Origin of the sequence: Streptomyces sp. NPDC048825 (assembly GCF_043198355.1) — a bacterium.
Classification (GTDB): domain Bacteria; phylum Actinomycetota; class Actinomycetes; order Streptomycetales; family Streptomycetaceae; genus Streptomyces; species Streptomyces xiangluensis.
In genome coordinates this window covers 294035-307710 of sequence record NZ_JBICUR010000002.1, presented here as the reverse complement: position 1 = coordinate 307710, position 13676 = coordinate 294035, and the positions used below count along the sequence as shown (strand labels likewise).

13 protein-coding genes are annotated in these 13676 nt (G+C 70.1%); 10 read left to right on the top strand and 3 right to left on the bottom strand.

The window, feature by feature from the left end:
• Positions 1–9 precede the first annotated feature (9 nt).
• On the top strand, positions 10–1245 hold the full coding sequence (locus ACGFNK_RS06745) for a cytochrome P450 (protein ID WP_393412639.1): 1236 nt from the start codon (positions 10–12) through the stop codon (positions 1243–1245).
• Positions 1246–1303: 58 nt separating this feature from the next.
• Here ACGFNK_RS06745 and ACGFNK_RS06740 read toward each other — a convergent pair whose 3' ends face one another.
• On the bottom strand, positions 1304–1741 hold the full coding sequence (locus ACGFNK_RS06740; protein WP_393412637.1) for a cytidine deaminase family protein: 438 nt from the start codon (positions 1739–1741) through the stop codon (positions 1304–1306).
• A 174-nt stretch (positions 1742–1915) separates the two neighbouring features.
• On the opposite strand from ACGFNK_RS06740, the gene ACGFNK_RS06735 reads away from it, so the two are divergent.
• Entirely contained in the window at positions 1916–3244 is a 1329-nt protein-coding gene (locus ACGFNK_RS06735; protein WP_393412635.1) for an MFS transporter, read from the top strand.
• 241 nt (positions 3245–3485) lie between these two features.
• Here ACGFNK_RS06735 and ACGFNK_RS06730 read toward each other — a convergent pair whose 3' ends face one another.
• A complete protein-coding gene (locus tag ACGFNK_RS06730) occupies positions 3486–3791 on the bottom strand; it encodes a hypothetical protein (protein ID WP_386354817.1) in 306 nt (101 codons plus the stop codon).
• Positions 3791–4096, bottom strand: a complete 306-nt coding sequence (locus ACGFNK_RS06725; protein WP_393412633.1) for a hypothetical protein — start codon at positions 4094–4096, stop codon at positions 3791–3793. The genes ACGFNK_RS06730 and ACGFNK_RS06725 overlap by 1 nt, the downstream gene beginning before the upstream one ends.
• A 161-nt stretch (positions 4097–4257) precedes the next feature.
• On the opposite strand from ACGFNK_RS06725, the gene ACGFNK_RS06720 reads away from it, so the two are divergent.
• From ACGFNK_RS06720 to ACGFNK_RS06685, 8 genes are all read left to right on the top strand, one after another.
• Positions 4258–4518, top strand: a complete 261-nt coding sequence (locus tag ACGFNK_RS06720) for a GntR family transcriptional regulator (protein WP_393412631.1) — start codon at positions 4258–4260, stop codon at positions 4516–4518.
• A 239-nt stretch (positions 4519–4757) separates the two neighbouring features.
• Positions 4758–5732, top strand: coding sequence for a DMT family transporter (locus ACGFNK_RS06715; protein ID WP_393412629.1), 975 nt, complete (start codon positions 4758–4760; stop codon positions 5730–5732).
• A 173-nt stretch (positions 5733–5905) separates the two neighbouring features.
• A complete protein-coding gene (locus ACGFNK_RS06710) occupies positions 5906–6250 on the top strand; it encodes a hypothetical protein (RefSeq protein WP_393412628.1) in 345 nt (114 codons plus the stop codon).
• A 190-nt stretch (positions 6251–6440) separates the two neighbouring features.
• The gene (locus ACGFNK_RS06705) at positions 6441–7238 is read left to right on the top strand and encodes a TIGR03084 family metal-binding protein (protein ID WP_393412626.1); all 798 of its coding nucleotides are present in this window, start codon (positions 6441–6443) and stop codon (positions 7236–7238) included.
• Entirely contained in the window at positions 7235–8980 is a 1746-nt protein-coding gene (locus ACGFNK_RS06700) for an acyclic terpene utilization AtuA family protein (protein ID WP_393412624.1), read from the top strand. The genes ACGFNK_RS06705 and ACGFNK_RS06700 overlap by 4 nt, the downstream gene beginning before the upstream one ends.
• Positions 8977–10575 carry an acyl-CoA carboxylase subunit beta gene (locus ACGFNK_RS06695; protein WP_393412622.1) on the top strand — a complete coding sequence of 533 codons (1599 nt, stop codon included), beginning with the start codon at positions 8977–8979 and terminating at the stop codon, positions 10573–10575. The genes ACGFNK_RS06700 and ACGFNK_RS06695 overlap by 4 nt, the downstream gene beginning before the upstream one ends.
• A gap of 11 nt (positions 10576–10586) precedes the next feature.
• Positions 10587–12494: a biotin carboxylase N-terminal domain-containing protein gene (locus tag ACGFNK_RS06690; protein WP_393412620.1), complete on the top strand. Its 1908-nt coding sequence runs from the start codon at positions 10587–10589 to the stop codon at positions 12492–12494.
• Positions 12495–12502: 8 nt separating this feature from the next.
• On the top strand, positions 12503–13636 hold the full coding sequence (locus ACGFNK_RS06685) for an acyl-CoA dehydrogenase family protein (protein WP_393412618.1): 1134 nt from the start codon (positions 12503–12505) through the stop codon (positions 13634–13636).
• Positions 13637–13676 lie beyond the last annotated feature (40 nt).

Below are 13676 nucleotides of genomic sequence, written 5' to 3'. Positions count from 1 at the left end.
CCTCTGCCCATGACCACCGAGACGAGCCCGGCCCGTATCGCCCTCGATCCCTTCGTCAGCGACCTGGACGGCGAGAGTGCCCGGCTACGTGCCGCGGGGCCGCTCGCCGCGGTGGAGTTGCCGGGTGGGGTTCCGGTGTGGGCGGTCACGCATCACGCCGAGGCCAGGCAACTCCTCACCGATCCACGGCTGGTGAAGGACATCAATGTCTGGGGTGCATGGCAGCGCGGCGAGATCCCGCCGGACTGGCCGCTGATCGGCCTGGCGAACCCGGGCCGTTCGATGCTCACCGTGGACGGTGCGGAGCATCGCCGGATGCGTTCGCTCGTGGCGCAGGGGCTCACGCCGCGGCGCGTGGAGCGGATGCGGGAGCGGATCACCAAGCTGACGACCGATCTCCTCGACGCGCTTCCCCAAGGCGCCGGCGCCCCCGAAGTCGTCGACCTGAAGGCGGCGTTCGCCTACCCGCTTCCCATGTACGTCATCGCGGACCTCATGGGCATGGACGACTCCCAACTGCCCCGTCTCAAGGAGCTGTTCGAGAAGTTCTTCTCGACCCAGACGCCGCCGGAGGAGGTCATCGCCACGCTGACCGAGCTGGCGGGGATCATGGCGGAGACGGTCGCGACGAAGCGCTCCGTTCCCGGCGACGATCTGACCAGTGCGCTGATCCTCGCCTCCGAGGACGGTGACCGTCTGACCGACGAGGAGATCGTCTCGACGCTGCAGTTGATGGTGGCGGCCGGCCACGAGACGACGATCTCGCTCATCGTCAACGCGGTCGTGAACCTGTCCACGCATCCCGAGCAGCGCGACCTGGTGCTGGCCGGGTCGGCCGACTGGTCGTCGGTGATCGAGGAAACTTTGCGCTGGTCGACCCCCACGTCTCACGTCCTGATTCGTTTCGCGACTCAGGACGTCCCGGTCGGCGACAAGGTCCTCCCGGCGGGCGACGCCCTGATCGTCTCGTACGCCGCGATCGGCCGCGACGAGAAGGCCCACGGCCCTTCAGCCGGTGACTTCGACATCACGCGCGTCCCGGAGAACCGCCACATCTCCTTCGGCCACGGCCCGCATGTCTGCCCCGGCGCGGCGCTGTCCCGCCTGGAGGCGGCGGTCGCGCTGCCCGCGCTGTACGAACGCTTCCCGGAGCTCGACCTGGCGGTCCCGGCGACGGAGCTCCGCAACAAGCCGGTGGTGACGCAGAACGATTTGTTCGAGCTGCCGGTGCGGTTGGGGGGTTGAGGGGGCTCGCCGACCAGTCCGCATCAGGCAGCGTTCGCCCTGTTGGCGGCTGGTGATGTCAGCCCGTGCTGAGTGGCGCGGTTTTCTCGGCGTGGAGCTGGTGGTCGGCCCAGACGTAGCTCTCGGGCAGCAAGTCGGTGATGTGGACGGTTCGGATGCGGTCGCCCTCTCCGACGATGACCTTGAGGTCGGGGAAGTAATCGAGAAGGACCTGACGGCACCGGCCGCACGGAGGAACAACCCCTCGGTCGCGGTCGCCCACGGCGACGATTGCGTCCAGCTCGTAGGCGCCCTGCGCGGCTGCCGTGCCGATGAGAACCAGCTCGGCGCAGGGCCCTCCGGTGAAATGGTAGGCGTTCACCGCGGTGACGATCCGGCCGTCCCGGGCACGGGCCGCGGCTGCCATGGTGTGGTTGTCGCCCCGGCAGCGAGTGCGAGCGACGTGCGCTGCGGCTTCTACGAGTTCGTGGTCGAAGGGGCGGGTCTGTGTGGTCATCTTCTCTGCCTTCGTCGGGTGTCAGGCGACGTTGGCCCGCGTGACGAGGGCGTGCAAGCGAATATCGGCGGTGTGCTTGTTCCGCCCGACGTAGCGGCGGCCCGTAGCGCCTCGACGCCGAGCTGACAAAAAGCGTTTGTCCACGCGGGGAGCGGCGCCGGAACATGGCAGCTCGTGACGACCCCCGACGACGCCCCTTCCCCCCGGCCGGCCGCCGGACGCATACGCGCGCTTCTGCCGGACCTGGCCCCATGGCGGACCTCCCCCGACTTCCGACGGCTCTGGGTCGCCGGAATCGTCACCAACTTCGGCAGCTTCCTCACCTTCGTGGCGCTTCCGGTGCAGATGAAGGAGCTCACGGGATCCGCGGTGGCCGTGGGCGCGATCGGGGCCGCGGAACTCGTACCGCTGATCGTTTTCGGTCTGTACGGCGGTGCTCTGGCCGACGCCCTGGACAAACGGAAGCTGATCCTCTGGACGGAGGCGGGCCAGGGACTGCTCAGCGCCGGTCTGCTGCTCAACGCACTGCTGCCGCATCCGGTGGTGTGGCCGCTGTACGCGGTGGCCGCGCTGTCCGCCGCGCTCGTCGCGGTCCAGCGGCCCGCGCTGGACGCGCTCGTGCCGCGCATCGTCGCGCACGAGCACCTGCCGGCGGCCGCCGCGCTCAACTCCCTGCGCTGGACGGTCGGCGGCGTCGCGGGACCGGCCGTCGCGGGTCTCGTCGTGGCGTACGCGGGGCTCGGCTGGGCCTACGCCGCGGACCTCGTCACTTTCGCGATCTCAGTCGTCCTGGCCCTCGGCCTGGCCGCGTCACCGGCCGCTCACGAGGCGGCCAAACCGTCCCTGCGGTCCATCGCGGAAGGGGCGCGCTACGCGTGGAGCCGCAAGGAACTGCTGGGCACTTACACGATCGACCTGGCCGCCATGTTCCTCGCTTTTCCCCTCGCCGTTCTCCCGTTCCTCGCGGACGACCTGGACGCCGAGTGGTCCCTCGGCCTGATGTACGCGTCGGTCCCGGCCGGCTCGCTCCTGGTCAGCCTCACCAGCGGCTGGACCTCACGGATCCACCGCCACGGCCGGATGGTGGTCCTGGCGGCGGCATGCTGGGGCCTGGCGATGGTGGCAGCGGGCGCGGCCCACAACGTCTGGCTGGTGCTCGGCTTCCTCACCCTGGCCGGCGGCTTCGACATGATCAGCGGAATCTTCCGCGCGGCCATGTGGAACCAGACGATCCCGGACGAGCTGCGCGGCCGCCTCGCCGGCATCGAACTCCTCTCCTACTCGGTCGGCCCCCAGCTGGGGCAGGTCCGGGCCGGCAGCATGGCCGCCTGGACGACCGTACGAACCTCGATCTGGTCCGGCGGCGTGCTGTGCGTGGCAGCGGTAGGGGCTCTGGCCCTCTGTCTCCCGAAGCTCATGACCTACGACGTACGAACGAACGAACACGCGGTAAGGCTGAGGCAGACTCGTGAGGCAGCCGCACCCGCGGGGCGCGCACCGTAAGGCTCAGAGGGGCCGGGCGGTCTTGACCGCGTCGGCCGGCGGGGCACTCACCGGCTGCACCAGCCCGGGCGGCGTCGTCCAGTTCAACAACCTCAAGATCTGGGTGAAGTCGGTGTCCGGCAGCAAGCCAAGCTGCAACTGTTCCCCCCGCGCTACTGAACTTGGCCGAGCCGGTCCGACCCGGTCTGAGCCTGCAGTCGAACCCCGGCGTGTTCATCTCGCGGCCGGGGTTCCGTCGCGCTCAGTTCAGGTGGTTCAACCGTCGGCCGCGGCTTTCGGCGACCCGGAGTGCGTCGCGGAGGGCCTCGGTCAGTCGCTCGGCGAGGAAGCGGAGGTCGCCCGGCGGGGTGTCCGGGAGCATGTCGTGGGCGTGGGCAAGGAGTTGTGTGCCCATGCCGAGCTGGATGGACTCCGTGACGTCGGCCAGGCGGGACACGGGTCCGCCGCACTCGTCGGTGAGCAGGTAGCAGGGCTTGCCCCCGGCACCGGACCAGGGCAGCAGGCGCCCCTCACGCGCCAGCTGTGGCTGCGGTGACTCCTGTCCCATCAGGCGATCTCCACCCCGTGGATCCAGTACGGGCCGGGCGCATCCAACCCCAGCGTGGCCAGGGCCAGTTCGCGACGTCGCCATCGCTGTTCGTGGGCGATCACGTACGGGCGTACGGGCCTGGTCTCGGTGGCGTCGAGCGGGCTGTCCAGCCCGTACGGGCTTCGGTGGGCAGGTAGCCGCACGGCTTGTGGCTGCGGCGGGACAGTGGTGGGTGCGGGGTGGGGCGGGCGTACGCGGTGCGCTCCGCGTGGGAGGCATAGGAGGCTCACCCAGGCGGTGATGCGGCGGACAAGGTCGGTCATGTCGTCAGCTCCGATTCAGCTGGTGGCCGCGCCCCGGACGGCTTGCTCCCGTCGCGGGGGTTTCTTCATGGCCTCACCGTACTCAAGGCAAGCTAGGCATGCTAGGTGTTCTACGTATTCCCTGTATCGCGTAGAAGCCTAGGCATGCGCATGCTGGAGCGGTGATCGAATTCGTTCCCGACATCCCCCGCTGGCGTCAGGTGGCCGAGGTGGTGCGCGGTCGGATCGCCGACGGCACCTATCCGCCGCGCACGCGTGTCCCGTCCGTTGTCCAGCTCACCGCGGAGTTCGGGATCGCCAACGCGACCGCGCACAAGGTTCTCAGCGCGCTGCGAGAGGAAGGGCTGACGTATACGGAGCCGGGCCTCGGCTCCTTCGTCGCCGAGCAGCCCTCGAAGCCCTCCGAAGGGGCCGGGAAGTAGGGCGCTGGGTCGGCGTACAAGACCGCCTCTCAAGGGATTGGAAGGTTTGGGACACCGAGGGCCTCTGGCGGCTGTCCCAAACCTTCCAATTACCGCTGCATCGCCCCTGTGAGCGTCCCGTCCGGCTCCGGTTGACGTCGTTCGTAAGCTGCTAAGTGGGTTTACGCTCCTTGCGTAGTCCATTACTGTGTACGTTGAAGTGCAGCATGCTGAACAGCTCGTCGTCTTGGAAGGCCCCCGTGAATCTCCCCCGCGCAGACCGGTCCCCGTCGGCAGACGCGGCCGCGGCCGCAGGTGTGGTCACGCAGCCGGAGGCTGTCGCGGCGCCCGGGGGCGCACCGGGCCCAAGGCGCCGATGGGGCTCCCTCGGCCCCGTCGGGCTGGTGCTGGCCGGAGGCGTGTCCGTTCAGTTCGGTGGGGCGCTTGCCGTGAGTCTGATGTCGCGGGCCGGGGCGCTCGGGGTGGTGAGCCTGAGGCTTGTGGTCGCCGCCGTCGTGTTGCTCGTGGTCTGCCGGCCCCGGCTGCGCGGGCATTCGCGGGCGGACTGGGGGACCGTCGTCCTCTTCGGGATCACCATGGCCGCCATGAACGGGCTCTTCTACCAGGCAGCCGCCCGCATTCCGCTCGGCGCCGCCGTCACCCTCGAAGTGCTCGGGCCCCTCGCACTCTCCGTCCTGGCCTCACGTCGCGCGATCAACCTGGTCTGGGCCGGTCTCGCCCTCGCCGGCGTCTTCCTTCTCGGTGGCGGGGGCTTCAGCACGCTCGATCCGGTCGGCGTCGCGTTCGCCCTGTCCGCGGGGGCCATGTGGGCGGCGTACATCATCTTCAGCGCGCGTACGGGCCGCCGGTTCCCCCAGGCCGACGGGCTCGCGCTGGCCATGGCGATCGGGGCAGTGCTGTTCCTCCCGCTGGGCATCGTCGAGTCGGGAGCGAAACTCCTGAACCCGACCACGATCGCCCTGGGCGCCGCCGTCGCGGTGCTCTCCTCCGTCCTCCCGTACACGCTCGAACTCCTCGCCCTGCGCCGCCTGCCCGCCTCCACTTTCGCGATCATGATGAGCCTCGAACCGGCCGTCGCCGCCCTCGCCGGTTTCCTCATCCTCAGTCAGACCCTCACCGTGACGGAGTCCCTCGCCATCGGCCTGGTCATCGGGGCGAGCATGGGCGCCGTGCGGACCCAGGTCGGACGAGGGAAGGCCCGGAACGTCACCTGAGCCGTCGTACGACAACACCCGTTCACACCCATCCACACCCATGGCTGTGACGCGCGCCACAGGTGTGGGTGTCATACGAGGGAGCGGCCCCCGTCGTGTCGGAAGTGCATGTGACCGCATGCGCGAAAGAAGCAAGCCGAAGCAAACGCCGACCACATCACGGGGTGATCATCATGCGAAAAAGCCTTTCCCTCCTCGCCGTTGCCGCCGGAGCCGTCGCCACGCTCGGTCTCGCCGGGCCCGCCGCGCAGGCCCAGGACGCGGGGGCCATGCAGGCCCAGGACGTGAACTGCAGCACCGGCATCAGCGAGAGCGACGACCTGGAGGGCTACGCCCTCTGCGACAACAACACCGCCGGCCCGATCGAGTTCCGCGTGAACCTCGTCTGCGGCTGGGCGGCCGACGTCTCCAGCGAGTGGGTCCGCCTGGAGCCCGGCGCGGGCGCACAGGCGGTCGCGGCATGCCCGTCGCTGAGCACCGGCATCGGTGAGATCAGCGCGGAGCACCGCCCGGTCTGACGGACGGGAACGGCGCAGAGCACGAGGGCCCGCACGCCCCACGCGTGCGGGCCCTCGTGTGTCTCCGAACCTGGGAGCGGCACCACACCGAGAAAATTTCCAAGCACGCTTGCTTGTTTTTGCGACCGCTGCCATGCTCCAGGACACACCGCGCCCACCGCACACCGCCGTCCCCGGAGGGGAGCGCCCCGTGTCCGACCCCACGCCCGTACTCGACGACCTGCGCGAGGAGAGCGACGAACTCGACCGGATCGTAAGGGAGTTGAGCGAGGAGCAGTGGGCCCGTGCGACACCCGCGCCCGGCTGGAGCGTCGCCCACCAGGTCGCGCACCTCGCCTGGACCGACCGGGCCGCGCTGCTCGCGGTGACCGACCCGGAGGGCTTCGCGAGGGAGGTGCAGAAAGCCTTCGTCTCCTCGGACACCTTCGTGGACGAGGGGGCCGAGGAGGGTGCCGGGCTCCCGCCCGCCGAGCTGCTCGCGCAGTGGCGCAGGAACCGGGCGCTTCTGCAGGTCGCGCTGAGGGCGGCACCGTCCGGCGCGCGCTTCGCCTGGTTCGGGCCGCCGATGTCCACCGCCTCCATGGCCACCGGGCGGATCATGGAAACCTGGGCCCACGGGCAGGACATCGCCGACGCGCTCGGCCTCGTACGCAACCCCACCAACCGCCTCCGCCACGTCGTACGCATCGGCGTCCGGGCCCGCGACTTCGCCTTCTCCGTACGGGGGTTGAGCGCGCCGCAGGAGGAGTTCCGCGTCGAGCTCGTGGCGCCCTCGGGGGACGACGTATGGGCGTACGGCCCCGAAGACGCACCCCAGCGCGTCACCGGGCCCGTGCTCGACTTCTGCCTGCTGGTCACCCGGCGGGCCCACCGCGCCGACCTCGCCGTGCGCGCCGAAGGGCCGGACGCCGACCGGTGGCTGGACATCGCCCAGGCCTTCGCGGGACCGCCGGGCGCGGGGCGCGAGCCCAAGGGAGCCACAGGGTGAGCCCGGAAACGAGCCTGGAAACGAGCCCGAAAACGAGCCCGGCAAAGGCCCCTCCCCTCCGCATCGGCAACGCGTCGGGCTTCTACGGCGACCGTTTCGACGCGATGCGCGAGATGCTCACCGGCGGTCCCCTGGACGTCCTCACCGGCGACTACCTCGCCGAACTCACCATGCTCATCCTGGGCCGCGACCGGCTCAAGAACCCAAGACAGGGCTACGCCAAGACCTTCCTGCGCCAGCTGGAGGAGTGCCTCGGGCTCGCACACGAGCGAGGCGTACGTATCGTCGTCAACGCCGGTGGTCTCAACCCGGCCGGACTCGCCGACGCCGTAAGGGAGTTGGCCGGCCGTCTCGGCATTCCGTCACGCGTCGCCCACGTCGAAGGCGACGACCTCACCCCAGGCTATCCGGGGCGCCTCGCCGCCCACGCCTACCTCGGCGGCTTCGGCATCGCCGCCTGTCTGCGCGCGGGCGCCGACATCGTCGTCACCGGCCGTGTCACCGACGCCGCGCTGGTCAGCGGGCCCGCCGCCGCCCACTTCGGCTGGCGGCCGGACGACCACGACCGGCTCGCGGGGGCCGTAGTCGCCGGGCACGTCCTGGAGTGCGGGACGCAGGCCACCGGCGGCAACTACGCCCACTTCACGGACCACCACCGGAGCGCCTTCCTCCACCCCGGCTTCCCGCTCGCCGAACTCCACGAGGACGGCTCCAGCGTCATCACCAAGCACGACGGCACCGGCGGCGTCGTGGACGTCGGCACGGTCACGGCTCAGCTGCTGTACGAGACGGGCGCCGCCCGGTACCCGGGACCCGACGTCACCGCCCGGCTCGACTCCGTACGGCTCACCGAGGTGGGCCCTGACCGGGTGCGCATCGACGGCGTACGCGGCGAGCCCCCGCCACCCACCCTCAAGGTCGGCCTCAACCGTCTCGGCGGCTTCCGCAACGAAGTCGTCTTCGTCCTCACGGGACTTGAGATCGAGCAGAAGGCGGCCCTCGTGCGGGACCAGATGGAAGCCGTGCTCTCGGAAGCCAAGTCCCGCCCCACCGCGATGAGTTGGGAGCTGGCCCGCACCGACCGGGCCGACGCGCCGACCGAGGAGACCGCGAGCGCCCTGCTCCGGCTCGTGGTGCGGGACGCCGATCCGGAGGTGGTGGGGCGGGCGCTGAGCGGGGCCGCGGTCGAGCTGGCGCTGGCCAGTTACCCGGGATTCCATGTCACGGCGCCGCCCGGGAAGGGCAGCCCGTATGGGGTGTTCGAGGCCGCTTACGTCCAGCAGGGCGCCGCACCGCACACGGCCGTGCTGTCCGATGGCAGTCGCGTACGCGTCGATCCGCCGGCCCGTACGCGCGCGCTCGCCGATCCCGGCGAACAGCCGGTGCTGCCCGAGCCGTTGCCCGACGGCCGGGTGCGGCGGGTGCCGCTCGGGCGCGTCGTCGGCGCCCGCAGCGGTGACAAGGGCGGCGACGCGAACGTCGGAGTGTGGGCCCCCACGCATGACGCCTGGCGCTGGCTCGCGCACACCCTCACCGTCGACCGGTTCCGAGAACTCCTCCCGGAAACCGCCGACTTGACCGTCGTACGGCACGTACTGCCCAACCTCCGCGCCCTGAACTTCGTCGTCGAGGGACTCCTCGGCGAGGGCGTCGCCTCGCAGCACCGTTTCGACCCGCAGGCCAAGGCCCTCGGCGAATGGCTCCGCTCCCGTCACCTGGACATCCCGGAGGCGCTCCTATGACCGTCCTGGCGACCGCGCTCGACACTGCGGGCCCCGACTACACAGCCAATCGCGAAGCCATGCTCGCCAAGCTCGCCGAACTCGACGCCGAGCACGCGAAGGCCCTTGCGGGCGGCGGCGAGAAGTACGTCACCCGGCACCGCGAGCGCGGCAAGCTGCTGGCCCGCGAACGCATCGAGCTGCTCCTCGACCCGGACACGCCCTTCCTGGAACTCAGCCCGCTGGCCTCGTGGGGGAGCGAGTACACCGTCGGCGCCTCGCTCGTCACCGGGATCGGCGTCGTCGAGGGCGTGGAGTGCCTGATCACCGCGAACGACCCGACCGTACGCGGCGGAGCCAGCAATCCCTGGAGCCTGAAGAAGGCGCTGCGGGCGAATGACATCGCCCTCGCCAACCGGCTGCCGTGCATCAGCCTAGTGGAGTCGGGTGGCGCCGATCTGCCCTCCCAGAAGGAGATCTTCATCCCCGGGGGAGTGATGTTCCGCGACCTCACCCGGCTGTCCGCCGCCGGGATCCCGACCGTGGCGGTCGTCTTCGGGAACTCGACCGCCGGAGGCGCGTACATCCCCGGTATGTCCGACCACGTGATCATGGTCAAGGAGGGGGCGAAGGTGTTCCTCGGCGGGCCACCCCTGGTGAAGATGGCCACCGGCGAGGAGAGCGACGACGAGTCCCTGGGCGGTGCCGAGATGCACGCGCGCGTGTCGGGTCTCGCGGACCACTTCGCGGTCGACGAGCCGGACGCCCTCCGCCAGGCGCGCCGCGTGATCGCCCGCCTCAACCACCGCAAGGCGTACGACGATCCCGGGCCCGCCGCGGCCCCCAAATACGACGAGGACGAACTCCTGGGGATCGTCCCCGGCGACCTGAAGGTGCCCTTCGACCCGCGCGAGGTCATCGCCCGCATCGTCGACGGCTCCGACTTCGACGAGTTCAAGCCGCTCTACGGGACGAGCCTCACCACCGGGTGGGCCACTCTCCACGGCTATCCGGTGGGCGTGCTGGCCAACGCCCAAGGGGTGCTGTTCAGCGAGGAGTCCCAGAAGGCGGCCCAGTTCATCCAGCTCGCCAACCAGCGCGACATCCCGCTGCTGTTCCTGCACAACACCACCGGCTACATGGTCGGCAAGGAGTACGAGCAGGGCGGCATCATCAAGCACGGCGCGATGATGATCAACGCGGTGTCCAACTCGACGGTCCCGCACCTCTCCGTGCTCATGGGGGCCTCCTACGGAGCCGGTCACTACGGGATGTGCGGGCGGGCGTACGACCCGCGTTTCCTGTTCGCCTGGCCCAGCGCAAAGTCGGCCGTCATGGGGCCTCAGCAGCTGGCAGGGGTCCTGTCGATCGTGGCCCGGCAGTCGGCCGCCGCCAAGGGGCAGCCGTATGACGAGGAGGGCGACGCGGCGCTGCGCGCCATGGTGGAGCAGCAGATCGAAGCCGAGTCCCTGCCGAAGTTCCTGTCCGGGCGGCTGTACGACGACGGGGTCATCGACCCGCGCGACACCCGCACCGTCCTCGGCCTGTGCCTGTCCGCGATCCACACGGCGCCCTATGAGGGCGTACGCGGTGGCTTCGGCGTCTTCCGGATGTGAGAGGGAAGCCCGTGATTTCCAGTGTGCTGGTCGCCAACCGGGGCGAGATCGCCGGCCGAGTCTTCCGCACCTGCCGTGAGTTGGGGATCCGAACGGTCGCCGTGTACTCGGACGCCGATGAAAGCGCCCTCCACGCGCGCGTGGCCGACGCGGCGGTACGCCTCCCCGGTGCGGCGCCTTCGGAGACGTATCTGCGCGGCGAGCTGATCGTGAAGGCGGCGCTGAGCGCGGGCGCGGACGCCGTACATCCCGGCTACGGCTTCCTCTCCGAGAACGCCGGCTTCGCGCGAGCCGTCCTCGACGCGGGCCTTGTCTGGATCGGTCCGCCGCCCGAGGCGATCGAGGCGATGGCCTCCAAGACACGCGCCAAGGAGCTGATGGGGCTCGCGTCGATGGCCGACGTCAAGGAGGGCGATCTGCCCGTCCTGGTGAAGGCCGCCGCGGGCGGAGGCGGGCGCGGCATGCGTGTCGTACGCCGACTCGCCGATCTGGAAGGCGAGTTGGCGGCAGCGCGTGCCGAGGCCCTGAGCGCCTTCGGAGACGGCGAGGTCTTCATCGAGCCCTACGTGGAGGGCGGCCGGCATGTCGAGGTGCAGATCCTGGCCGACACGCACGGCACGGTGTGGCCGCTCGGCACCCGCGACTGCTCCCTCCAGCGCCGCCACCAGAAGGTGATCGAGGAGGCCCCGGCACCGGGTTTGACCTCCGAACTGACCGACTCCTTGTACGCGATGGCCGTACGAGCGGCCCGTGCGGTCGACTATGTGGGCGCGGGCACGGTCGAGTTCCTCGTCGCCGACGGCAAGGCGCACTTCTTGGAGATGAACACCCGCCTCCAGGTCGAACACCCCGTCACGGAGTCGGTGTTCGGGATCGACCTGGTGGCCCTCCAGATCCGGGTCGCCGAGGGCGCCCCCCTCGAAAAGGAGCCTCCAGGTGCGCGTGGCCACGCGATCGAGGGCCGCCTCTACGCAGAGGACCCGGCGAACGGCTGGACCCCGCAGACGGGCACCCTGCACCGCTTCACCGTCCCCGACGTCCGCCTGGACACCGGCTACTGGGACGGCGACGAGATCGGCGTCCACTACGACCCGATGCTCGCCAAAGCCGTCGCATACGCCCCCACGCGCGCGGAGGCCCTGCGCAAACTGGCGGGCGCCCTGGAGAGGGCGACGATCCACGGTCCGATCACGAACAGGGACCTCCTCGTACGCTCGCTCAGGCACCCGGAGTTCGCCACGGCCCGCATGGACACGGGCTTCTACGACCGGCACCTGACCGAGCTGACGGCGCCCGTCCCCGACCCGTACGCCCACCCTTCTCCCACCACCGCCCTCAACGGAGTCGCTGCGCGACCACCTCTGGTTGCCCTCGCCGCCGCGCTCGCCGACGCCCACGGCCGCTCCCGCTTCGGCGGCTGGCGCAACCTGCCTTCACAGCCGCAGACCAAGCGATACCTGATGGACGGCACCGAGCACGAGGTCCACTACCGGCACGGGCGGGAGGGCCTGACCGCGGACGGGGTGCGCGTCCTGCACACGGCCGCCGACCTGGTCGTACTCGAAGTGGACGGCGTACGACGGACCTTCGAGGTGGCCCGCTACGGCGACGCGGTGTACGTGAACACCACCGCACTCACGGCCCTGCCCCGCTTCCCCGACCCCTCGGCCCAGCAAGAGCCCGGCTCCCTGCTCGCACCGATGCCGGGCACGGTCGTACGGGTCGCCGAAGGCCTGGCCGAGGGGTCCCCTGTGCGGGCAGGAGAGCCCCTCATCTGGCTGGAGGCAATGAAGATGGAACACAAAATCTCCGCCCCCGCCTCAGGGACGCTGAGTGTGCTGCACGCGTCTCCAGGCCAGCAGGTGGAGGTCGGCACCCTGCTGGCGGTGGTCCAGGACAACGAGCCCCCTTCTCCCTGAGGAGCCCCATGCCCCCCGTCGTGGAAACCGAAGAACACACAGCCCTCCGAGCAGCGGTTGCAGCCCTGGGTAAACGCCACGGCCGCAACCACGTCCCCGACGAACTCTGGTCGGAAACGGCCAAACTCGGCTACCTGGGAGTCAACCTCCCCGAGGAATACGGAGGTGGAGGCGGCGGCATATCCGAACTCTCCATCGTCCTGGAGGAGTTGGGAGCCGCGGGCAGCCCCCTGCTCATGATGATCGTGTCGCCCGCAATCTGCGGCACGGTAATCGCCCGCTTCGGCACAGACACCCAAAAACAGGAGTGGCTACCAGGCCTGGCAGACGGAACCCGCCTCATGGCATTCGGCATCACCGAACCAGACGCGGGTTCCAACAGCCACCGCCTCACCACCACAGCCCGCCGCGACGGCACCGACTGGCTCCTCACCGGCCGCAAAGTCTTCATCTCCGGAGTCGACAAGGCCGACGCCACCCTCATCGTCGGCCGCACCGAGGACGCACGAACAGGCAGGCTCAAGCCCTGCCTGTTCATCGTCCCGCGCGAAGCGGCCGGCTTCGAACACCGCCGCATCGACATGGAACTCCACACCACGGAAAAGCAGTTCGAGCTCACCCTCGACGACGTACGACTGCCCGCGGACGCCCTCGTCGGAGACGAGGACGCCGGCCTGCTCCAGCTCTTCGCGGGGCTCAACCCGGAGCGCATCATGACCGCCGCGTTCGCGATCGGCATGGGCCGCTACGCGCTCTCCAGGGCGATCGAATACGCCCGCGAGCGTACCGTGTGGAAGGAACCCATCGGAGCCCACCAGGCCATCGCACACCCCCTCGCCCAGGCGCACATCGACCTAGAACTCGCCCGCCTGATGATGCAGAAGGCCGCCGCCCTGTACGACGCGGGCGACGACACCGCCGCCGGAGAGGCCGCCAACATGGCGAAGTACGCGGCAGGCGAGGCCTGTGTGAAAGCCGTCGACCAGGCCGTGCACACCCTCGGCGGCAACGGACTCACGCGCGAGTACGGGCTCGCCTCATTGATAACAGCCGCGCGCGTGGCTCGTATTGCGCCGGTGAGCCGGGAGATGATTCTCAACTACGTCTCCCACCAGACCCTCGGCCTGCCCAAGTCGTACTGACCAGCACCCCGCTGTGCCAGCCGCGCGAGGAGGAACCATG